The sequence below is a fragment of the Longicatena sp. 210702-DFI.1.196 genome (assembly GCF_020563125.1).
Lineage (GTDB): Bacteria > Bacillota_I > Bacilli_A > Erysipelotrichales > Erysipelotrichaceae > Longicatena > Longicatena caecimuris.
In genome coordinates, this window is record NZ_JAJCPX010000013.1 from 50,740 (window position 1) to 74,271 (window position 23,532).

At 37.6% G+C, this 23,532-nt stretch carries 15 protein-coding genes, 1 pseudogene and 1 other annotated feature; of the genes and pseudogenes, 5 read left to right on the forward strand and 11 right to left on the reverse strand.

Annotated elements, in window-relative coordinates:
- Window positions 1-316: 316 nt before the first annotated feature.
- Window positions 317-925, reverse strand: a complete 609-nt coding sequence (locus LI241_RS07430) for a CpXC domain-containing protein (RefSeq protein ID WP_227151309.1) — start codon at window positions 923-925, stop codon at window positions 317-319.
- A gap of 249 nt (window positions 926-1,174) precedes the next feature.
- Here LI241_RS07430 and LI241_RS07435 point away from each other — a divergent pair, with 249 nt between their 5' ends.
- Complete coding sequence (locus tag LI241_RS07435) at window positions 1,175-2,776, forward strand: LCP family protein (protein ID WP_008687066.1); 1,602 nt, start codon at window positions 1,175-1,177, stop codon at window positions 2,774-2,776.
- Between the two features lie 112 nt (window positions 2,777-2,888).
- Here LI241_RS07435 and LI241_RS07440 read toward each other — a convergent pair whose 3' ends face one another.
- The 3 genes from LI241_RS07440 to LI241_RS07450 all read right to left on the reverse strand — a co-directional run bounded on the left by LI241_RS07440 (window position 2,889) and on the right by LI241_RS07450 (window position 6,214).
- The gene (locus LI241_RS07440; RefSeq protein ID WP_008687064.1) at window positions 2,889-4,124 is read right to left on the reverse strand and encodes a hypothetical protein; all 1,236 of its coding nucleotides are present in this window, start codon (window positions 4,122-4,124) and stop codon (window positions 2,889-2,891) included.
- Between the two features lie 78 nt (window positions 4,125-4,202).
- The gene (locus LI241_RS07445) at window positions 4,203-4,907 is read right to left on the reverse strand and encodes a hypothetical protein (RefSeq protein WP_008687061.1); all 705 of its coding nucleotides are present in this window, start codon (window positions 4,905-4,907) and stop codon (window positions 4,203-4,205) included.
- Window positions 4,908-5,053: 146 nt separating this feature from the next.
- Window positions 5,054-6,214, reverse strand: coding sequence for a DHHA1 domain-containing protein (locus tag LI241_RS07450; RefSeq protein ID WP_227151308.1), 1,161 nt, complete (start codon window positions 6,212-6,214; stop codon window positions 5,054-5,056).
- 288 nt (window positions 6,215-6,502) lie between these two features.
- Here LI241_RS07450 and LI241_RS07455 point away from each other — a divergent pair, with 288 nt between their 5' ends.
- Entirely contained in the window at window positions 6,503-7,378 is an 876-nt protein-coding gene (locus LI241_RS07455) for a class I SAM-dependent methyltransferase (protein WP_008687056.1), read from the forward strand.
- A gap of 17 nt (window positions 7,379-7,395) precedes the next feature.
- Window positions 7,396-7,833 (forward strand): hypothetical protein, encoded by a 438-nt coding sequence (locus LI241_RS07460; protein ID WP_008687054.1) that lies wholly within the window; start codon window positions 7,396-7,398, stop codon window positions 7,831-7,833.
- 323 nt (window positions 7,834-8,156) lie between these two features.
- Here the strand turns inward: LI241_RS07460 and hxlB are convergent, their stop codons facing one another.
- A complete protein-coding gene (gene hxlB / locus LI241_RS07465; protein ID WP_008687052.1) occupies window positions 8,157-8,717 on the reverse strand; it encodes a 6-phospho-3-hexuloisomerase in 561 nt (186 codons plus the stop codon).
- Between the two features lie 43 nt (window positions 8,718-8,760).
- On the reverse strand, window positions 8,761-9,387 hold the full coding sequence (hxlA, locus tag LI241_RS07470) for a 3-hexulose-6-phosphate synthase (RefSeq protein WP_008687051.1): 627 nt from the start codon (window positions 9,385-9,387) through the stop codon (window positions 8,761-8,763).
- Window positions 9,388-9,615: 228 nt separating this feature from the next.
- On the opposite strand from hxlA, the gene LI241_RS07475 reads away from it, so the two are divergent.
- On the forward strand, window positions 9,616-10,368 hold the full coding sequence (locus LI241_RS07475; RefSeq protein ID WP_008687049.1) for a DeoR/GlpR family DNA-binding transcription regulator: 753 nt from the start codon (window positions 9,616-9,618) through the stop codon (window positions 10,366-10,368).
- A gap of 108 nt (window positions 10,369-10,476) precedes the next feature.
- Window positions 10,477-10,800, forward strand: a complete 324-nt coding sequence (locus LI241_RS07480) for a hypothetical protein (RefSeq protein WP_008687048.1) — start codon at window positions 10,477-10,479, stop codon at window positions 10,798-10,800.
- A gap of 170 nt (window positions 10,801-10,970) precedes the next feature.
- Here LI241_RS07480 and LI241_RS07485 read toward each other — a convergent pair.
- The 5 genes and pseudogenes from LI241_RS07485 to LI241_RS07505 form a co-directional block, all read right to left on the reverse strand.
- Window positions 10,971-12,732, reverse strand: a pseudogene (locus LI241_RS07485) (bifunctional homocysteine S-methyltransferase/methylenetetrahydrofolate reductase).
- Window positions 12,732-15,077, reverse strand: a complete 2,346-nt coding sequence (locus LI241_RS07490; protein ID WP_008687042.1) for a homocysteine S-methyltransferase family protein — start codon at window positions 15,075-15,077, stop codon at window positions 12,732-12,734. The pseudogene LI241_RS07485 and the gene LI241_RS07490 overlap by 1 nt, the downstream one beginning before the upstream one ends.
- Entirely contained in the window at window positions 15,067-15,726 is a 660-nt protein-coding gene (locus LI241_RS07495) for a vitamin B12 dependent-methionine synthase activation domain-containing protein (RefSeq protein WP_008687040.1), read from the reverse strand. Before LI241_RS07495 ends, LI241_RS07490 begins: the two co-directional genes overlap by 11 nt.
- Before the next feature lie 30 nt (window positions 15,727-15,756).
- Window positions 15,757-15,987 (reverse strand) — a binding site (T-box leader).
- A gap of 242 nt (window positions 15,988-16,229) precedes the next feature.
- Window positions 16,230-22,049 (reverse strand): fibronectin type III domain-containing protein, encoded by a 5,820-nt coding sequence (locus tag LI241_RS15980; protein ID WP_227151307.1) that lies wholly within the window; start codon window positions 22,047-22,049, stop codon window positions 16,230-16,232.
- 87 nt (window positions 22,050-22,136) lie between these two features.
- Complete coding sequence (locus tag LI241_RS07505) at window positions 22,137-22,952, reverse strand: phosphodiester glycosidase family protein (protein ID WP_227151306.1); 816 nt, start codon at window positions 22,950-22,952, stop codon at window positions 22,137-22,139.
- Window positions 22,953-23,532 lie beyond the last annotated feature (580 nt).

Sequence of the window (23,532 nt, forward strand, 5' to 3'; positions counted from 1 at the left end):
CCCCGTTCTTGCACTTTTATTTTATCCTAAATCTTTATGTAAAACAATATTTTTGGTAAAAGTTGCCATTTATTTCAAAAAAAGTTAATTAAATACAAAATATGGCAAAAACCGTCAAATACGGATATATGTTTTATTGCGTTTAAAAGAACTTCAGCATCTGATACCATACATAAAGAAAACTTCTTTTTTAAGAAAAGAAGTTATACTTTTATATGGATTCTTGAATGTGAAATAGCAGCTGATGGTTTCGTGTCTGCAAATACACAAGTAGCCATTAAGCATAATCCACAAACACCAGCAATAAATAATTTTTTCATAAATTTTTAATGTGTTGTAACGCCCATCGCTGATTGATTTCATGAAATTTTTTGGTATCTTCTTCTGGCATGCGTTGCTTAACTTGCAGATAGGATTCCCATGTTAGGGCTAATACATCTTCTTGATCATTTTCTGTATAAGAAAACCAAATCGTTTCACTTTGTTTATCCCTATCTTTATAACGAAGTGTATTAGGATAACGCTGTTGTTTCTTCAGATAGATATAAACTTTTAATTTCAGAATCTCGATGACTCGATCATCGAAACCTTCTTCCAATATATGAATCTTTTCTGCAATGTCACGAGCATCGGATATATAACGTTTCGTGGCGGACATATCTGCATACAGGTGATGATCCGCCGCTTTCTTTTCTTTTTCTGATTTCATCAATAAGACAAAATGATGTTGTTTATCCGGATATATACAAGTATGAAAAAAAGATATGCGTGTTCCACATCTTGGACAGGTAAACGCATAGAATTCTTCCTGTTCCAATTGTTGCTTTAAATCTGGTTCAAATTCCGGAATTACTACGGTATCACTAGACTTGTGCGTATGCCAAAGACAAGTCGGACATGTTATTTCTACTAAGATCGATTTCATTAAATCACCAACTATGTACATTATACACGCTTACGCCAAAAAGTCACGTACTACCTGTCTCTACCTTATAGATACCAACACCTTAGTAAAATCGTACCTATCCATTCCTTTTCTTCATCAACTTTTGTAAGAATTTGATGAATATTAACAAAACTTCATAAAAAAGGCTTTCAATCCGTCCTTTTTCTATATTATAATAATGGTTGTTACAAATGAATAAAGTAAAATTACTATATGAGGTAAAGCAATATGGAAAAGAAAGAAAAAAATACCCGTAAACGTAGTCTGATTATTGACATCGTTTTACTGGCAATCATGCTGATTGTCAGTGTCATCAGCTTTTACATCGCTTATACGTTTGGTCTGATACCAATGAAATGGATAACAATCTTTGCCGTTGTTGTCGGATGTAGTTTCCTCATCCTTCTTCTTTTGAACTTTAAGAAACTTCCTACATGGGGATTGGTCATGAAACGTTTTGTATTGATCGTCTTAACGGTATGTATTGGGACATGCGGTTATTTTCTGGATAAGTCGCGAACGACCATTAATAAGATCAGTAAAACGACTGTGAATGAAGATGGCTCAACAACCAAAAAATCTAAAATGTTCGTCGTTGTGAAAAAAGACGCTGATATCCAAGACTTAGACGATTTAAAAGATCAGACGATCGGATTCCAAAATGGCAGTGATGAGGATAATGCAACTTATATGAAAACATTGTTGCAAAAAGAAATTTCCTTTCAAGAAAGAGAAGAAATGGATTATACGGCTTTAATAACAGATTTAGAAAATAATGCTGTAGCTGCTATTGCCATGAGTGAAACTTTCTACAACATGTCAGCGGCCAATATTGATAAATTCTCGGAAGAAACAAAGATCATTGAAACCTATGAACGCGAATTAACAGACAATCAAACGAAACATAAGGATATTACAAAAGAAACCTTTACCGTTTATCTGAGTGGTTTGGATAATGTAGGCTCTCCGGATCAGCAGACACGTACCGATACCAATCTGATTTTAATCGTCAATCCGCGAGCAAATCATATTGATATGGTGTCCCTTCCAAGAGATGGCTTTATTCCAAATACAGCGACCAACAATGTCAATGACAAATTCACCCATACGGGAATGTATGGAATCGATATCAGCGTAGAAACCTTACAGCAGTTCTTTGGTATTCCTATTGATTATTATGCCCGTGTCAGCTTCAATTCATTGATTCAAATTGTTGATACCATAGATGGTATTGATGTTGATGTTGAGATTGATTTCTGTGAACAAGATGAGAACCGCAGTTTCAAAAAAGATGATCTCATCTGCTTGAAAAAAGGCGAACAACATTTAAATGGAAAACAAGCCTTGGCATATTCTCGCCATCGTAAAACCTTAGGTTATGATAATCCAGGACGTGAACGTGCTCAACAACGGATCATTAAGGCTATTATCAATAAACTTGTTTCCCCTAGTGCTATTACTTATGTAAATGAATTACTGGAAATTGCGCCTAATTACGTGATTACAGACATGCCAGCAAATCAGATTACTAAGTTTGTTTCCAGCGAATTAGAAAATATGAAACCTTGGACCATCTCTTCTATTTCCAGTGATAACGGTGTTTATGATACACGCTATGTCGCAAGTATCGCGGAAAGTGAAGGTAAAAAGGATGTATACCTGTTTAACAAAAATGAGGTTCATGCCTTACTGAATGCTTATGATGGCGCCAGCAAACAATTGGAAATGAAGGAGTATCACTTTGATCTAACAAACCTTTATAAAGATACACCAGCTGTTAACGATGATCCTAACATTGTTTGGGATAGCATGGCAGACGATCCACATTAATGTTTGTATGCAAGAATGACACACGTCATTCTTTTTTTATACATAAGCGTAGAACAAGCTATACCAAAAAGAAAAGCAGAGAAATCTCTGCTTGCATAAACATTATTCTGTATCAATTTTTCAAAGTTTCATCATTATAAGTACGATGGGTAATCTTATGCAACCAATCCTTCATCATCGCAATATCTTTTTCATCATTTAAGATATATTCCATGATCAAGGTATCCTTGCCACAATTAAACTGTGCAACAATATGAAGATATTCTTCTAACTGTTCAATGATACCCTTTCCTTTGACATCTCCATCCTCAATCACAAAACTTTCTAATGCATTTTGTGGATTGCTCAGCATTTCCAAATAATCCTCAACATTCTTTTCAAATTGATAAACATTTGCTTTGATTAGCCATCGCCAAGGTTCATCACTGGTTTTATACGGAGCCATGAAATGCAATGTTTGTGTACTGTTATCAAAACTATTTTCACTGCATCCATCCACTGGTATGTTCCAATTCCCAAAAGGATACCATACCAGATGGCGGCGATATCCGATATTCGCAATCGGCTCATCTACACCATGATGAATCAACTTTTCGCGCATCAGACAATCACACAATAGTTCATATATATCTAAAGGAAGGCCAATCGTATCATCTGCCTCATATGCAGCTTCTAAGTAATCAATGATCGTATGCGCAATCTTATCTGTAGTCTCATTCATTCCACTGTATTCATAATAACAATCTTTCCATAATAAAGCAATTGCACAATTTTTATAGTACTGGGCATCGCGCGCTAAATTGTTCCATACAAAGAATCGCTGTGCCAGTTCTTCAATTTCCAATGTTTTAAACGCATGTACAGAAAGGTATCCCATAGGTGTAACGACCCTATCGGCTTTACTCATTGGCTGATAATCATCACTGCGCCAACAAATGCACAGATTTTTATATTCTGCAACATGCTCCTCTACATACGTTGCGATATCCTGCAGCCAGCGATAAAAATAGTTATATTTCAGTGTTTCAAAATTGCGTTGTTCATAATACTTGGTGGGATCACTCACTTCAAAAGGCCATTCACTTTCCGCTATTACATCATCAAAAAAACGGCATGCGAAAGCATGAAATCCGGGACCGGCGACATTTGTCTGCGCCGTCAGAGTGATAAAACAGCCTTCATAACTGCATTCAATATAGCCCTGTGGACAGACTTCAATATTCACAAAAGTATCAAAATCTTCAAACTTTAATTTCTTTTCCTCACATTGTTTTTTTAAAAACGCACTAAATTGCTCACGTTGTGTTTCTTTTTCTAATTTACCTTCTAAGACAATTTCAATTGACATAATGACTCCTTTCATGACATTGTGTACATACCTCTTCCTTTTATGATTGGTTGAAAAAGGAACTGATTACTCAGCTCCCTATTCTACTGCTAATACTCGATAAACCGACTTCATTTCGCCCTCAAAAACCAGATTTCGTTTGGTGTAATCGTAAGAACGATTGAAATCATAATCCATGATCTTCATAACCTTGATACGCATTTCTTTCTTTAAAGCACTTTCTTTTAAATCCGTCTTTGCATAACTGACACTTACCTTAAAAGTGAAACCATCACAAGTTGTGTCATTATATACAAACTGTGCTTCTTCGCTGCTTTCCACCTTCACCGCACTTACTTGCGGAAGCGCATCCTTTCCATATTCATTTACGATGGTAGGATAGTTGCCATAATAATATGCCTCGGCAAACTCTATGTATTCACGAATACTGTCACTTGGCAGATATTGCAGACCACCAATGTCACTGCGTGACTTTTTATTTGCTAAAGTGAAGAAATCATAAACAAAATTCACGGCAACCTGTTTGGCCTCTTCTTCACTGATCGCATGATCTGGATTTTTCTCAACAGCTGCACTTAAGGAATTAAATGCTTTGATTTGTTGTTCGCTTGGGTTTAACGGTTCAACATATCGATCATTTTTAATAAGTTTAACTTCTTCCTTTTTTGTCTCACTATCACTGCCTTTTTTATCATTCTTTTGATCATTGGAACTGCATCCGCCAAGAATTAGTAGGGATACTGCAGCCATCGTCAAAACCAATTTTTTCATTAAAGGTTTCATACTTTACCTCCACAACTATAGTTAAGTATACCACAGATGATAAATGAAAGTACATCTGCCTCCGTAATTTTTAAGAAATCCTTAAGCAAATTACGTAAAAACAGCATGCATTGCTACACTTGTTCAACACATGCCGCCTTTTTCATCTAAACATTTTTGATCAGTTCTTGTATCCTTGTAAGCATATCTTCCTTATATAAACCGCCGCCTTGGGCAATGCTGGATCCAGCATTTCCCTTTAAATGATACGTATCCGCAAGCATCTCATACACTGCCTTCACATCCAAACCATTGCCTGGATTTGCAGCAACGACAATATGCGCATTATCATACATCTTGCCAATCAGAATTACCGCCTTCTGATATGTATCACATAAGAAGGAAGCCATTTTTACTAACGATTTATTATCAATATCCTCAAACTGTTCAATGATCAGCTGTTCTTCTCTTTGCCCCAGTTCCTTAGCCAGCATCTTATAGTATTTTTGTTTCCAATCACTTACTTCATTATGAAGTTTCCGCGTTTCATTAATGATACGTCCCACACCGGTATCTAAATATAGATGCGAAATTGCTAATGAATGACTGACTTCATCCAACACCTTATAACGGCGTTCTACACAATCCAATAACTGATCACCGACTAGATATTTGATTTTATACCCCTTATTGGTTTTCTCAAAACCACGAATAAACAACAATTGTAAATAACGTAAAGAAGGGACGTGCATACAACCACATAACGTATAATCTAGGGCTCCGATGCGAACGATACGCAAATCGTCACGCATGACATCCTTTTGTGGCAGATGTGCCAAAGCTTCTGCTCTTGTCGGATATAAAATACTGACATTCAGATCATCGCGAATAAGTCCGTTACATAGCACTTGCAATTCAATTGCCATTTTTTCATTGAAATCCGGAAAATCAAATTCCACATCATTTTCTTCATCCCCGACATGATGAGCAAGGGTGTGTACCTTATAAACATTACTCAATACAGCACTGATAAGATGCTGTGCCGTATGTATTTGACATTTACGGAAACGTTCATGCAAATTGATGCTCATAAAAACAGCACCTTCTAACTTCACATCCAGCAAATGCCATAAATAGCCATCTTTTTTCTTAAGACCAAGTACCATATGGTTATCCATCATTCCAATATCACTTGCCATACCGCCACTTTCTACATAGAAAATCGTATCTTTACAGGCATGCCAGTATAACCCGTTTTCTTTCTCAACCTTAAGAACCTTGGTGTTTAATTCGGTTTTAAAGCAATTATCATAAAGTTTATTATACATAAGCGTTCCTCCTTTTTTTATTATCTTTAATTTTATCACAAATTCATCATTATTTCACGGCTATCCTTTCTTTATAATATGTGAAATCATGGGTTTCTATGACTATGCCATATCTTGTACGATACATCGCTTTCATGATATTGAAAATTTTGTATGAATCCTAAATCTTGCATGTATAAGATTTATGAACAAACGTAATCATTTGTTTTCTTTTGAAATTCGCCTAATCATCTTGAGTTTGTAACATATCGTGATATAATGAATAGGCAAATCACAAGGAGTGGTAGAATGAATCAGGTTGCTGAAAACTGGAAAGATTATGAGTGCATGGACACAGGAAATGGCGAAAAACTGGAACGTTGGAAAGATATTATCTTACGTCGTCCTGACCCTCAGGTTATTTGGCCGATTGCTGAAGAAGATGCGCTTTGGAAACAGCCTCATGCCCACTATCATCGCAGTAAATCCGGCGGTGGCAGTTGGGAATATAAAAAGAAGTTTAAAGACAGCTGGACCATCGAATATAAAAATCTTCGTTTTAAAGTTTCACCAACCGGATTCAAGCATACCGGATTGTTTCCTGAACAGGCAGCCAATTGGGATTTCATGATGGATAAGATCAGTCATGCGGATCAAGATATCCGTGTCTTGAATCTATTTGCCTATACCGGCGGTGCCACAATGGCATGCGCCAGTGCCGGGGCAAGTGAAGTCGTACATGTGGATGCCAGTAAAGGGATGGTAAATTGGGCGAAAGAGAATATGATGCTCTCCCATCTGCAAGATCGCAAGATTCGCTTTATTGTTGATGATGTCTTGAAATTTGTTCAGCGTGAAAAACGCCGGGGCAGAACCTATCATGCCATCATCATGGATCCCCCAAGTTATGGCAGAGGTCCTAATGGTGAAGTCTGGAAAATTGAAGAACAGCTATATCCTTTAATTTCCGCCTGTCTTGAAATCTTGGACGAGGATCCTCTATTCTTCTTGGTGAATTCCTATACAACAGGTTTTCCGCCAACAGTCCTTCACAATCTACTGCATGCTACCATTGCCCGTAAACATGGCAACGGTTATATTGAAGCCGGTGAAATCGGTTTGCCAATCACACGCAGCCAAACAATTTTACCTTGTGGTATATATGGAAGATGGGTTAAAGAATAAGGAGAGTTTAGGAAAGTATGAAACATTTTAAAACATTGGCACTTGCATTCTGTGCCGCTGCACTGTTAGTTGGATGCAGCACAAAAGATGCGAAAGAGGATGTCATGAAAAACACCAAATCCTTTATTGATGATGTGAAGGATAAAGTGAATGTAACTGGCGTAGAATATTATACCGGAGAAAGTCTGTTTTACAATGCAAGCGATAATGATCCACAGGTATTAGTAGGTGATGGAACAATCGTTCATATCAGTGTTGATACAAAGGATGGTAAGAAAGCTAACATGTACTACAGCATAAAAGAAGATGGCAAGATGGAAGAAATCGTAAAATTTGCCAAAGATGAAAAAGGCAAGGAAATCCCTGCCGGAGAATATGCTGTTTATTCTGCTGAAAACGAAGTAAAGGATTGGCAGAAATTATCAAAAGAAGAAGTCAGCGAAATCGCTAAATAAAGCAAAAGAAAACAGTATCTCATAGAAGATAACTTGTACTCTTGACAGTGTAGCCATGTGAAAGTGGCTATGCTTTTTTTATGCCTACACAATCATGGCGAATTATCATTTATTATAAGATATGGGTAGATATGCCATCTTCCTTTTCACATAGCGTCATTCACTGTATAAAAACCCCCTATAAGACTTATACGTTTTTTGTATGTGTCTTACAGGGGGTATGATGTTGTCCTTTTCTACATATCTATGAAACCTTTTATGATAGCAGTAATTGTCATGCCAAAATGGTCCATATCCTTTATATGGGTATACTACCTTACGTATTATTCCATATTGGCGTGACGGCCAAACATGGTATCACTTGTCATGTTGCGCTTTTCCATCAACATCATCACAGCAATATCCATGAAAATCCCTTCACTTTGCTCAAATAAAGACCCCATCGGCTGAATAGATTTGATATCTCCTTGTTTGGCACTCTTAGGTGATGGAGCACTGATTTCTACGACGACATCCGCCATCTTTGCTATCGTAGATTCTGTATTGATAGTAATTAAGGCGACACGCGCACCCATTTCTTTTGCCTTTGCGGCATGATTGACTAAACTCTTTGTCTCACCGGAACCACTACAGATGACCAATACGCCATTCTCTGCAATATTAGGTGTGCAAGTTTCCCCTACCACATAGCTATGAATGCCCATATGCATTAAACGCATCGCAAAGCCTTTTACTTGAAAACCGCTGCGGCCGGCCCCGGCACAGAAAATTTCATCACCTTGATCGATCAAAGAAACAAATTGCTTTGCCGCTTCTTGATCAATCGCGGTTAATGTATGTGTTAATTCTTTTAAGACAATATCGGCATATTCTTTATTATTCATAATATACTCCTTCTTTCTTTTCTTAATTTCTAAATTGCTAGGTTTATCGAAGATGACGTTTCATTTCTTTCGCTGCTTCAGCACGCGCTTGTGCATTACAGATAGCACCACCAACAACAATAATACCTGCGCCTTCTTCAACGATAGCATCAATGGTAGAAAGCTTTACACCACCGGCTACTGCAGATTGGGCATGCTGAATTACGCGATTCACAATCTTTAGTTCATCCAACGGATCTTTTCCACTGGATTGTACATCAAATGCCGTATGCACACAAATATAATCAACACCCATGGCATCAATCTCTTTTGTACGCTCTTCCAAATTTGTAACGGCAATCATATCAATCATAATCTTCCCATGATATTTCTTTGCTGCCTTTACAGCACCAAGAATCGTTTCATCATTACTAGCACCTAATACCGTAACGATATCCGCACCGGCTTTAAAAGCTGTTTCGGCTTCTAATTCACCGGCATCCATAATTTTGGCATCTGCCAATACTTCAATATCTGGAAAGTGTTTCTTAAATTCACGCACGGGGCGCATTCCTTCTTCGATGATAAAGGGAGTTCCCACCTCCGCAATATCGACACTGCCTTTGGTTTCTTCTAATAATGTTAGGCAATCTTCTAATGTTAATGTGTCTAAAGCCACTTGTAATTTCATATGCTGTTTCGCTCCTTTTTCTAACTGCTTATAGGATAGTACGTTTTCTTTTCAATCGCAATAATCACTTTTGTTTTTTTAAAAGAAAAAGCATTATTTCTTTGTTTTCATCTTTAATCACAAAATTTAACCAACTTTTACAAGCAAAAACCAAGCAATGCTTGACATGACACACAACTTGTCTTACGATGAAGAAAGCAAAACAAAGAATGGAAAAGGAGGTTTCTTATGTCAAAAAATACCGATACCAGAAGAGATGAAATTTATCGCCTTATTTTAGCAGAAGGCTCCGTTCGTGTGAATGAGTTAGCTGCACGCATGGAAGTCACAACGGAAACGATTCGTAAAGATCTGAATGCCATGGAAGAGCGCGGATTAATTGTCAAAACACATGGTGGTGCTGAAATCTTAAACAGCTATTATCAGTTGCCTTTGGATGTGAAATTGAATGAACATGCTTATGAAAAACAACTGATCGCAAAAGCGGCGTTATCCTATATTCGTGATAATTCTATCATCTTTCTTGATCCAGGCAGTACGACCTTATATCTGTCTAAATATTTACGTCTAAAGAAAGGCTTAACCGTTGTTACCAATTCATTGGCAATTGCGGAAATCATCTCCGAAACACAACATGATCTTATCATTGCCGGAGGTAAACTGCAAAAACGGGGAAAATCAACCATTGGAACCTTTGCGACTCATATCATCGATACAATTGTATTTGATACTTGTTTTCTAGGCTGTGATGGTTTTTTGAATGGTCCGACAACCTTTTCTCATGAAGAATTGGAAGTAAAGCAGCATGTCTTAAAACGCAGTGAAACAAGCATCCTATTGTGTGATTCCAGTAAATATCAAAAGCATTCTACCTTTACCTTTGCACAGTGTCAGGAATTTGATGTCATGATAACAGATGCAATCAGTGAAAAAGATGCTGCCGTTGTCAAAGGCATTGCGAATATCATCGTAGCAGAATGATCAATTGCTTTTTAACCTTTCAAAATTGATAGATTACTTTTTCCCTGAATAGTTTTCATCTAGTAGTACTTATGGTATAGTAAGGGTGTTAAAAAGTGAGGTTTTCTTATGAATGTAACATTATTAGCTACCATCCTTGCCATTAGTTTTTTTAGCATTGGGGTTTATGCATATCGTCGCAAAGAAGTCATGTGGTTTTGGTCAAGTCCTACCTATCAACAATTAACGTTTCATGATCCTGTTACATTTAATCATAAAACTGGTATCATGTGGATGTTGTTTGGCATTGCTTTTTTCCTTCCTGTACCATTTCGCTATTTCCATTTCTTTAAAGAAAACATCTTCATCATGTTATTATCCTGTATTCTGACCATTGGCTTATTCGTGATGATGATCTATTGGCATCATTTGTATCAGATACACCGTAAATAAGCCTTACATAAACTGTTTCTTTAGATAAACGATAAAAAAGAAGTCTCTTTCATCGTGTGTGCAAACAGCAATCAAAACACGCTATCAGACTTCTTTTTTTGACTTATGCTATTTATTTATATCATTGTATCCTTTTTCTAATCCTGCTGACTTCTAACATATAAAGATATTTAGTCATCCATTTGCTGAATATGGGCGATAATTTGTTGCATGATTTCTACGCGGTGAAAAGGCGTTATTAAATAAAACCCATCCACAAAGGATACCATTTCATCAATGGTTGCCTTCGCTATCGTAACCGCCAACACTGCCGCTTCTTCCCTGTTTTTATGCTCATAGCGAGATAAGATGGCATCATCTACTTCAATACCGGCAATCTCATTTTTCATATACAATGCATTGCGATAAGAGACGATAGGCATCACACCACCTAAGATCCATGCATCCAATTCACGATGAGCCTGTTGTAAATTTTGCAGACCCTTGGCCGAATGAATCGGCTGTGTTAAAAAAGCTTGTACACCCTGCTGTATTTTTTGTTTCGCTTTTAATAGCTCCTGCTTAAAATTTGCAGCATTCACATTTAAAGCGCCAAAAATCAAAAAAGGATGAGGGAAGGTAGTTTCATTTAAGTCGCGTATATAACCAGCCAATAATTGTGAGTTAAAGCTGAATACACCTTTTACTTCCTGACGATCTGCCGCCGGTATAGGATCTCCTGTTACGACCAACACATTATAAATATCTTCAATATTTAACCCAAACAACAAAGCTTTTGTCGCATTAATATTACGATCACGACATGTCATATGCGGTATGACATCTATGCCTAATTCACGGTGCAATTTGCAGGCCAACAAAGAACTATCTACCCGTGCACGGGCAATCGGACAATCGGCAATCGTAATTGCGTCTATTCCCTGCTCCTTGAGATATTCCGCATCATTCATAAATCGTTCGATACGGCAATCCATGGGTGGATCAAATTCTACACATATGACTTTTTCTTTTCTTTGTAATTTTTTGCGCAAAGGATTGCAATCCTTATAAAGAACCGGATCATTCGCTGCCGGTGTGGGAAGTGATAACACAGCTTCTTCTTGTAATCTTTCTTTGATCTTTTGAATATAAGAAGGCTTGCTACCGCAGCAGCCACCCAAGATACGAACACCCATACTGCTGATTTTTTCCATTTCCTGCGCATAATAGCTACTATTATCACGAAAATACGTATGGTTGGCTAAAATTGTCGGATAACCGGCATTTGGCATGATAAGAATGGTATCTTTCTTTGTATCAAAATACTTCAATAAACGGCGCATATGCATCGGCCCGCAAATACAATTCAAGCCAAAGCCATGAATATTTTCATCTTCATGTGCTGCTTTCACCAATTTTGTCAAAGGTACCCCTTGCTGCGTATAGCCATCTGCTGTCACAGCAAAACTTACTAGTACGCATACATGGGGACAACGTTCTTTCAGATATGCTGCTATTTCATGAATACCATGATCATTAGGCAAAGTTTCAAATAGAAAACAATCTGCACCCTCTTCTAAAAAAAACATCCACCAATTCTTTATATTGCGTAAAAGCACTGCGCGTTCTCGTCTCTACACAGGGACCGATATCCGCAAAGACAGATGCCTGATAAGGGGTTGCTACGCGCTTGGCAATACGATAGCCTTGCCTTAACAACTCTTCTCGTTTCGCCTTACTACAATCCAAGACTGCCTCATTCATCGCAAAGGTATTTGTTTTGATGGCATTTGCTCCCGCCTTCAGATATTCTTCATGAATAGCAGCCACCCGTGTTGGAGCTTTTACATTCGCCATTTCACAAGGCTCTTCATTGCCGTATAAGGATGCATAATATGTACCAAAAGCACCATCAAATAACAAGCGCTTTTGTTTCATGAACAATGGATGCATCACCCAAACACCTCCTTTGCGATATCTGCGCTTGCTTTTGCATCTTTTGCATAATAATCAGCCTGCACTTTATCCGCATATTCTTGACTGACAACAGCCCCGCCAATCATGATCTTACAAGGATGCTTACATGCATGCAGTGCTTGAATCGTTTCTTCCATAGCAGCGAGTGTCGTCGTCATTAATGCACTTAATCCAATCAAGGGTATTTGCTTTTCGACTGCCGTTTTTACAATTATATCTACTGGAACATCTTTTCCTAAATCAAATACCTGATAGCCGTAATTTTCCAAAACGACTTTTACAATATTTTTTCCTATATCATGAACATCACCGCGTACCGTTGCCAATAAAATTTTGCCTTTGGTGATGGTCGTCTTTCCTTGCCGTTGCAATTGCTGTCTAATTTCATCAAAAGCGGCCTGTGATGCACTAGCTGCATTGATAAGCTGAGGAAGATATAGTTGCTTGTTTTCATACAAATTTCCTACCTTATCAAGTGCCGGTATCAGATACGCATCAACGATCGTCAATGGTGTTTCCTTTTCCAATAACTTCTTACATAATGCTCTGGTTTCTTCCTTTAAACCTTTTTGAATCGCCATATCTATCGTGATGCCAGCTTTTTCATTCCCTTTATTTTGTTCACCATCTTTTTGCTCAGCAAAGCGTTCAATATACGCTTGGGCATCGACATCCAAACCATGCAATACGCGAAAACTATACACTGCCTCCATCATCGCGGCATGATTTGGATTGATAATCGGCATATTCAATCCGGCGCTCAAAGCCATGGTAAGAAAACTCTGATTTAATAAGAGGCGTCTTGGTAAGCCAAAAGAAATATTAGATACTCCTAATACTGTAGGTACCTGTAATTTTTCTTTCACCATATGTAATGTTTTTAATGTTTCAATGGCGCTTTTTTGCTGCGCAGATACCGTAAGTGTCAGACAATCAATAAAAACTCGTTCTTTTTCTATATGATATTGTTGCGCTGTAGTAAGAATGCGCTTTGCAATTTGATATCGTTTTGAGGCATCGTTGGCAATCCCTTGTTCATCCAACGTCAACCCTACCACATTTGCCCCATATCGCTCAATGAGCGGTAAAATCTGTTGCATGCTAGATATTTCTCCATTCACTGAATTTACGATAGCAATTCCATTATATATCCGTAAGGCTGCTTCAATAACCGCTGGATCTGTAGAATCAATTTGTAAAGGAACATCAACCAACGTCTGTAAATGACGAATTACTTCCACCATCATCTGTTTTTCATCAATTCCCGGCAATCCCACATTTACATCCAACACTTCCGCACCTGCTTCTATCTGTTCCATAGCAATCGCTGCAATTTCATCTAAATCATGATCAAGTAATGCCTGTTTCATCCGTTTATTTCCGGTTGGATTAATGCGTTCTCCAATGACCCGTACCCCATCCATTGTTACACATTTGGTTGGTGTACAAACACAGGATGGTATTTTTTTCGCAACCATTGTTCCTGTCATAGCGTGCTGTTTTAATTCGGCAATAAATGCAGGCGTTGTACCGCAACAGCCACCTATATAACGGATAGGCAAATGTGTAAAACGCTGTAAACTGTTCGCAAACTCATGTGCTTGCATCGCATAAGTATTTGTTAATGGATCCGGTAGCCCGGCGTTTGCCTTGACAATGAGAGGCAGGTTTGTATACGCGGCCATTTCTTCCACGATTGGCAACAGCTCATCTGGCCCCAATGAACAATTGACGCCAACGGCATCGACCCTTAAACGTTCAGCTAACAAGGCAAAGCTGGCAGCACAACATCCGGTAAATGTACGATGATCTTTTTCAAAACTCATGGTCACAAAAATTGGCAAATTGCTATTCTCTTTCGCCGCTAAAATAGCTGCCTTAACTTCCATCAGATCACTCATTGTCTCAAACACGATTAAATCAGCACCCGCTTGTTGCCCGGCCATTACCATTTCCTTAAAAATATCGTATGCTTCATCAAACGTTAAATAGCCATTTGGTTCCAGTAATTCGCCAATCGGTCCTATATCAAGCGCTACTCTTGTTGTTACATTGGCTGCTTTTTTAGCTTGTTGGATAGCCGAAGTTATAATTTTCTGTACACTAAAACCATTCTTTTTTAATTTTTTACGATTTGCCTGAAACGTATTTGCATAAATGATATCTGCACCACTTTCCACATACGCTTTATGAATACTTGTCACAATATCACCATGATGATATCCGAATACTTCGGGCAATTCTCCCGGTGTTAATCCTTTTTCCTGCAGCATGGTTCCCATCGCACCATCTAATAATGTTATCATCGCCTTATCTTTCACAAACAGTTCCTCCTTTACGATATTCACAGTGTTCTTTCAATGCACATACGCGACATCCGCGAACGATAGCTGGCTGTACTGTTTTCGCAATGCCGATAATCGCCGTAACACTTTTTTCCGGCACTAGCATGCAGGATTCACTAACGTGTAAACCAATTTTTCGCTCAGCATCTACTACCTGTAAAAAAGTTTTTTGTGTACTCACTGGCAAATCTCCATAACCACAAGAAAAACGATCGGTCAAGAACGCTTGTCGTTTTGCATATTGTCTGCGAAGCTGTTCATTTACATCATCACAAACTGCTTCAATCATTGCATTCGCACAGGCATTATACACATATGCTTTTCCCATATCACTGATTTCCAACGCACGTAGGCGCCTGTCTGTTTTAATCCCTAAGGTAGCGGCCATGATGATAACAGCATGGCTTTCTTTCAATAAGGCCTGTATGCTCTTCCCTTGCAGTTTTATATAACGGCATTGATGATTTTCTAATGGAAGTGTTCGATAAATGACCTGACATCGCACATCTTGATTAAGAAGTGTCATCATCTCTTCCACTTGCTTATGAAGAAGTTCATCCATCATCTGACTACCCAGATAATGTAAGATATCTTCTTCCTTCACCTTTGGCGGTTTCCATAGCATAAAAAAGCCTCCTTTCAAAAAAACTTTCATCCTTAGGACGAAAGTTTATCGTGTTACCACCTAATTTCATCACTGTTCTTCAGTGACCTCATGAAGCATACCTATGCTCCTGCCTGTAACGCAGCATTTACGCTTTTTTCTACCATATCGAAAAAAGTAGCTCCAAGACCATCTTCTCAGGACATTCCCTAATCTTTTTTCACCATGGCAAGATTCGCTGTATAGTTCTTATCCTGTTACTCTTCTCTTCAACGCATTTTATTGCCTAATTTTACCATTGCGAATCACATTCGTCAATAAAGAGCGATGAAATATATAACATTATATACAATGATTCACTCTTCAAATACTAAAGGTAAAATCCTTATTGTGAACATACCACTCTGTATCTTAAACTTTACTGAAATATATCCATCATTGCTATATAAAGAAAGTAAAGGTCATCCCTTATGATAAGGGATGACCTTTCTTGGTGTATTTACTGCTGAAATATATTCTGCCTTTTATCTGGCGCGAATACCAACATACTTCGTATATTCACCATATTTTACTTTATGTGTTGATGACCAGTAATATGGTCTTACACGATAGCGATATACTTCACCTGCTTTTACATTCGTATCATTGTATGTTGTTCCTTTTAAGACACTTTTCATAGTTTCCCATTTCTTTGTCTTGTTGTTATAACGATAAACATTATAGCCTTGTGCTCCTGGTACTTTATCCCATGAGAACTGTATTTTACCTACATAAGATTTAACATCTTTGATTTTTGTCTCTTTCAGCATCATACCTTCAACAGAACTGCTGTATGGTCCAAAGAATGCGACACCATTGACTCTACCATATGGTAAAACACGATATAAGTAACGTTTTCCAGCAACTGCTGCTTTATCTGTATACGTTGTTTTTGTGGTGGCACCCAGATACTGCCAAGCTTTCTTAACATTATCATAGCGATAGATGCTGTAACCACCTACACCATTTACCTTATTCCAAGAGAACTTCAATTGTTCATCTTTTTGTGTAACACTGCTCAGTTTTGTACTGTCAAATAATTTTGCCGACTGTGCATTTGAATACTTACTGATTACTGTTTTTCCATTTTTCTTGTAGTAAGCTTTTACACGATACGTATCGATTTCACCCTTAGGCTGATCTTTTAACTGTACAGTGGTATTCTTAGTCCAACCAATATTTTCATATTTCAGCGTTTTACGATTATAATGATAAATATTATAACCAGTAGCATCGCTTACTTTATTCCATGTTAATGTCAAGATACCCTTGCTGGCCTTGATTTGATTCAATTTAGGAGCATTTATTGCTGTAGGTACTGGTTCAGCTTTTGTTTTCAACGTCTTTGGTTTTGTATAGTCACTATAATGGTTTGTTCCATCAATGGTTACAAATGCTCTAACCTTATAAACATACGTTGTTTCCGGAGCTAAATTCTGTAGTTTATAAGAGGTTTGCGTCAAGGTTGCAATCGCTACATATTTTTTCGCTTTTGTATCAAGCTTATAAACTTTGTATCCTGAAACGTTGCTTACTTTATCCCAAGAAATTGTTGCTGAAGTATGCTTAATATCTGTTAATGAAACATTCTCAGGAGTTGTGACAGTCAATGCTTTTGTTCTTACTTTATACGTCGTTGTATAAGAACTATAATAAGTTTTACCATCAGCTTTTGCATAAGCTCTGACTTTAAATGCATATTGCTTATTAGGATTCAAGTTTTGTATTGTACAAGAAGTTGTTTTGACTGTTTTTGCCAAATCATATTTATTTGTTTTCTCGTTATACTGATATACTTGGTATCCTTCCACATCTGCTGCCTTATCCCATGATAAGGTTAAAGCATCTTGTGTGACATTGCTGCTTGTAACATTTTTAGGAGCAGCAACAGCTAATGCTTTCGTTGTCACGTTAAGTTCTTTACTATCAGAACTATAATAAGTTTTACCATCAACATTTAGATAGGATCTTACTTTGAATTTATACTTCGTAGATGATGTTAACTGTTTCACAGTATAAGTATTTACATTAGGATTATCAAATTTTTGAATCATCTCATATGCTTTTGTTTCATCACTATATTGATATAATTCATAACCCGTTATGTTAGAAGCTTTATCCCAAGTTAAGGTTGCTTCATGCATCGTAACATCGCTCGCTGTCATACGTTTTGGATTTTGTACAAGGATATCAAAGCTAAAATACTTTCTACCTGTAATACTTCCACGATGTCTATCTACAGCATCACCGATATTTATTTCAATTGGAATAATTTCAAAATATCCCTTGCCTGGCAATACATTATTAACAGCTGGTTCTGAATCAGTAGCATCTTTTCCATAATGTACTAAATATTCAAAATCCGCGCCTTGTCTAAATACTGTCTTCTTGCCCTTTTCATCCGTATAACTAACGACGATCTTTGGAGTTCTCTTGCCACCGGTATAGTAATATCCATCGTATTCCGTAGTAACATCAATCTCATCAACACTCACCTGTCTCCAGCCACATACCTTACAAATTCTAGTGCCATCTGGCTGCGTTTCATATTCATGAAGAGGTGCTCTTGTTCCGACAATTTCTTTATATTCATTTGCTGCAGGACAGTAATATTTCGTACGTTCACGTATCATACAGCTTGGGTCATCATGATACACAATTTCTACATCTTCGGAATAACCATCTGCATTAAAGTAGTACATGGTATCCGCAAATTGTTTCCAGCCGATCTGTTTCTGACCGCCCAAGAATCCCATATATTTACCGGTTGCTTTATCTTTAGCGATACCTGTAAATGATTTCAGGCTAATTGTTTCTTTACAGTGAATACAAACAGCATAGCCATCAACAATTTCATATTCATGTCCATCTTTATCACATTTGTATTCTTTGGTTCTTGTATAAGTATCCAAGATGTTTCCATTTGCTTCGCGTGCTTCAATTGTGAATTCTTTTGTCGTAGCTGAAACACTCATATATACGCCATCAAATGTTGTGATATATTTGTCAAATTCGAAACCTGTATCTGTAGTTGGATATGTCTTATCACCAGTCGTTCCACTAATCAAATAGACAGTTCCATTGTCTTTATCAACTTTTCCACCTTTTAAAGGTTTCGTACGATTATACGTATGATCATGACCTGAGAAAACAAAGTCAATACCAGCTGCATCACATGCAGGCGGAATAATTTTATTGATAATGTCATTACCACCGGTCGGATTGGTGTAATATGCAGGCTGATGAATTGCTAAAACTTTCCAAGTTGCATTACTCTTTTTAGCGTCTTCTACAAGCCAACTAGCTGCACGATTTAGCCTATTCGTATCTTTCGTAAAGTTGATTACCGCAAAATACATATTGCCATATTCGAAGGAATAGTAATCACCATTGTTTTCACTTGGTATATTATAAATAGCCTTACTGTTATCGCCAGTTAAATCTCCTTCATATTCATGGTTACCAAAGACATGGATCATATCAAGACTATTAAACAATTCTCCATAAAGATTTGCAATACCATCCCAATATTCAAATTTTGCGCCATTATCTACTGCATCACCTGTTTGCAATCCAAAATCATATTTGATACCATTGTTCATTAACGCATCAGCAATACGGTTGGTTCTATCCATATCCAATGTCTGGATATCACCTAATACAAAGAAGTTTACGTTCTTATTTTTGTATGGTGTTGTAAATGATTTCAGATCTGACCATTTATCACCGTCACCAACACGATAAACATACGCTGTTCCAGAACTTAAACCCGTTGCAATTACGCTATTTAAACGGAACGCATGGTTATCTTCCACGTTTGCGGAACCATCAAGTTTAATTAATTCTGTCGTTCCGGTTACATTCTTAAATGCCTTTTCTTTGTTTGCATCAAAATCAGCCTTAGTAGCTATCTGCATAATGGCTTTGTTTTGTGATTTAAATGGATCTGTAAACCATGTAACACTCTTTTGTGTATTAACATCTTTACTTGCATGGCTCATAACGTATTGTGGTGAGCCATCCTCATTTCCTGCTATAGCAAAACTATAATCAGTTAAGATGAAGGATACATCTTCGCCTTTTTTAGCATAGATGGAGAACATAGCAACAGCCTGGTTTAATGCATCTGTTTCTATATAGCCATCCGCATTTGTGGTACCTAACGATTGGTTAGTATCCACATTGAAAATTTCTGCACCTTCAACTGCTTTTCCACTAGCATCTACAACATAAATTTTTCCGCTCATTCCAACAAACATCGTATCTGTTTTCAGTGTTAAAGGCGCAATGATTTCGATACTAGTTTTTTTCGTTGAGAATGATTTTGCATAGTGTTCCGGTTTTTCACTGTTATAAGTCGCTTGACCACTTTGTACTAAATAAGTTAATTGAGTACCTTTTTTAACATCACTTGGCATTTTCAAACGAATGGTTGCTACGACTCCTTCACCGGTAACGGCAGCTTCTGTTTTTCGTTTCCCTTTTAAGGTAAGTACTCCCTTAGCACTATTATAGGAATCCTCTACTTTTCCAAAATCTTCATTCCAAATGATTTCATAATTTTGAGCAAATTCTTTCTTTATCGCGATTTTGGTAGTGATTTCATCCAGATCTTCTAAGCGATTTGTTTTGATTTCCAGATCATAAGGTTTATTTAATACTGGATTTTCCGTTGTCGCAGGCTCTAGGGATAACGTTGTATGCTTTGCGTTCTCACCTTTTACCGTAAAGTAATGTGTTTGCTCTGTTTCATTACCACCCTTATCACGAATAACGGTTCTGATGGAATGTACACCATTTGCCAGTTCCATATCATACAGATAAGAAACGTTTTTACTGCTATCTACAATAAAGTTATCCGCAAATATAGTACCGCCTGATTCATCTTGTCCTTTAACACCGACATTAACACCATCAACATACATACGGATTAGATCATATTCCATTCCTTTTGTATATTTATTTTCAACATCATGGAAAGTACTCATGAAGGAAATTTTATTACTTGTGATAACATCGTTGTCACCAAATGTTTGGAATTTTTGATTGTCTGTACTATATTGTACCTTGTCAATGATAGGTGAATCCGTATCATCTACATTCGTACCGTAGACAAATTGCATGTTATCCAAATAGATTTCACCGGCTGTTTTGCTTCCCATCTCAATGCCTGGAACATACATGATTCTAAAAGTAGCACCTTTAGCCAGTTTAAATTTTGTTGCCCCTTTGCCAGTCAAATCCGCTTCTAGGTATTTCCATCCCGTCCAGTTGATTCCGGCATCTTCTTTTGATACATGCGAATGATCCGGTAATTCCTGATTCGTCTGATAGGTAAAGTCAACATACATGCTAGAGCCAGCCTCTACCCATTCACCATTTGCCTGCTGATAAGCTACCTGTCCACGCAACCAGAAATTATCAATACCTTCAGGCGCATATACCCAAACACCGATTGCTGTAGGTGAACCTGGTATTTCATAATTATCCTTTGTACCAAAATAAGCACCACGGGTCGTATTCGCTGAATTCGTGAAGTCATAAGATAATTTTAAAGCATTTTTACCCATTCTGACTTCGCCTGTATCGATATCAACAATTTCTGCTGATACTCCGGTATCTTCAGCACTTGCCATAGTGATAAATGGCGTATCTTCACCATCATGTCCGATTTTCCAATATTCTTTTGCAGGAATGATCGTTTCTTCTCCTGTTTCTTCATTTATTTGTTTCTGATCTTCAAAATCCCATGCAACAGTAGGGAGCTTACCAACGATGACATGAATACTGCCCTTTACATCACGATTATATTTTGAATAACCGGTAACGGTTCCTTCCAGTGTCTCACCATCCGATGTAATAAACGTATTTCCATCGAAATGACCCATTTTTGGATTAGAAACTTCCCATTCAATATCTCCGCCTTTGATATGCACATTACGTTTTTGCCAGCGAACCTCTAGTCCTAAAGAAGATTCCGCTTCAAAGCCAAGACTTATTTCTTCTGTCTTAAACGAAATTTCATCAGGATGACGCACTTCGATAGATGCCGTTCCCACTACTCTTCCTTGATACATCTGGTTTACAACAAGCGTTCCTTCTTTATCTTTTAAAGTAACAACTCCGGTATTCGCATCGATAGTACCAATACTTTGATCTTCAACAGCCCATGTAACCCCTGCTGGCATTGGTGCTTCTCCACCGCCGCCATCAACACCGGTCGCATTGAATTTCACCGTTTGATTTGGAGTATATACTTCATCATTTGGCGAAATAGAACTATGGTCAAATTTTCCATCTTTCACACTTGTCGATAGGAATAATAAACCGCTGGAAACAGCACGTAATTTACCATCAGAAGGATTATTGCGTGCTTCTAAAGCATTCGTTCCCTAGTATCTAGCCATATATGTAGCACTTCCGCCACCATCTAAGTTAATGGCCGTTACACAGCCAGCAGCAGCTAACAAACTAGCCATCTCTGGAACAGTGTGTCCAGATGATTGATCAGAAATACCATGTGTGGTAAAAGTAACAATAGAGCCATCTGCCTTTAAGCCGATTGCTGCTCTTGTCATTCTTACCATATCAGGAATCATTTGCGGCTCGCCATTCTTTACTAAGAATGGTCCACCACCAACAGCCTGTTCACAGTCATCCATTGGCTGACTGGCATCACGTATCTCTGCTTTTCCTTCTTTTGTAATACAAAAATATGTATCGATTGGTTGTTTGATAATCTTGCCATTCATTACCAGGGCACCCTGTGGTTCCCCTGTCCCCATATGGAAGAAGTCAGCATTAACTGCCGCAACTACCGTTTCATTTTTGATACCATTTTTCTTCATGTAGTCTTCATAGCCCTTGGCCTGTTCTGCCATCGTAGCTAATTCCCATGAAGATGCATCATAATTAGAACCATAACTTGCTACTACTTTTGTTGGAGAATCTTTTGACATCTGGACTTCCATCATGTAGTCAATCTGCTGTTTATCTCCTTTTGTAGTATTCGTAACGATTTCCGTTTCACTGATACCCGGTGCTATTGTTTTATCTGTTTTCTTTACTAAAACATAGCCATCAGGTAATTTGTCGTTATTAACATTGATCTTAGCATGTGCTTGTTCCATTTGAAATGAAAAAACAACATTAAAAACCATGATGAATGTCAATACAAGACTTAAGCCTTTTTTCAACCTTTTTCTCATGAACTTTCTCATCCCTTCTCCTTTACCCTGGAAGCATCAAAACATTTTTATAATTCTAACCATATAAAAAAATACTAAAAATGTTGCGAACTTCTACTATAATGATATAATAATTAGCCTCAATATTCAACTGTCTTCCGTTTTTTCTAAGCCTTTTCCCACAGTAAAAACTAGCCCAGAAATGGTGCTGTATATTCTTTTGACTTAGCTTCTCATACGATTTATTTTAATTGCTAGACGAAACAATCTTCCTTTTTTTTATTTTTTCATTCGGTAAACAAAAAGGGTTCACTTCAGTTCTAGGGTATCCAAAATCTTTAGGGGTCTGAAATTTAGGGGTCACTTTAGGGGTCTAAACTTTAGGGGGCAATTTAGGGGTCTATTTCGGATGAGAAACAGGTGAATCTGTCTGTTTCTTTTTTATAATATTTCATGGTTATGCTCTCTATTAAAAGGAGGTAACTTATGGATTATTCTTATATTTTTAAATTGCTAAGCCTGCCTGATGATGGCTCTATCAGTATCGATAATGTTGAAGTTGCTGGCGATACGAAATATGTCTATATTTCAAGACCGCCTA

What these genes read in the sequence shown, in the direction of transcription:
- LI241_RS07430 (WP_227151309.1), bottom strand. Translation starts at nt 925, where the DNA reads ATGAAATCGATCTTAGTAGAAATAACATGTCCGACTTGTCTTTGGCAT.
- LI241_RS07435 (WP_008687066.1), top strand. Translation starts at nt 1,175, where the DNA reads ATGGAAAAGAAAGAAAAAAATACCCGTAAACGTAGTCTGATTATTGAC.
- LI241_RS07440 (WP_008687064.1), bottom strand. Translation starts at nt 4,124, where the DNA reads ATGTCAATTGAAATTGTCTTAGAAGGTAAATTAGAAAAAGAAACACAA.
- LI241_RS07445 (WP_008687061.1), bottom strand. Translation starts at nt 4,907, where the DNA reads ATGAAACCTTTAATGAAAAAATTGGTTTTGACGATGGCTGCAGTATCC.
- LI241_RS07450 (WP_227151308.1), bottom strand. Translation starts at nt 6,214, where the DNA reads ATGTATAATAAACTTTATGATAATTGCTTTAAAACCGAATTAAACACC.
- LI241_RS07455 (WP_008687056.1), top strand. Translation starts at nt 6,503, where the DNA reads ATGAATCAGGTTGCTGAAAACTGGAAAGATTATGAGTGCATGGACACA.
- LI241_RS07460 (WP_008687054.1), top strand. Translation starts at nt 7,396, where the DNA reads ATGAAACATTTTAAAACATTGGCACTTGCATTCTGTGCCGCTGCACTG.
- hxlB (WP_008687052.1), bottom strand. Translation starts at nt 8,717, where the DNA reads ATGAATAATAAAGAATATGCCGATATTGTCTTAAAAGAATTAACACAT.
- hxlA (WP_008687051.1), bottom strand. Translation starts at nt 9,387, where the DNA reads ATGAAATTACAAGTGGCTTTAGACACATTAACATTAGAAGATTGCCTA.
- LI241_RS07475 (WP_008687049.1), top strand. Translation starts at nt 9,616, where the DNA reads ATGTCAAAAAATACCGATACCAGAAGAGATGAAATTTATCGCCTTATT.
- LI241_RS07480 (WP_008687048.1), top strand. Translation starts at nt 10,477, where the DNA reads ATGAATGTAACATTATTAGCTACCATCCTTGCCATTAGTTTTTTTAGC.
- LI241_RS07495 (WP_008687040.1), bottom strand. Translation starts at nt 15,726, where the DNA reads ATGCTATGGAAACCGCCAAAGGTGAAGGAAGAAGATATCTTACATTAT.
- LI241_RS07505 (WP_227151306.1), bottom strand. Translation starts at nt 22,952, where the DNA reads ATGAGAAAAAGGTTGAAAAAAGGCTTAAGTCTTGTATTGACATTCATC.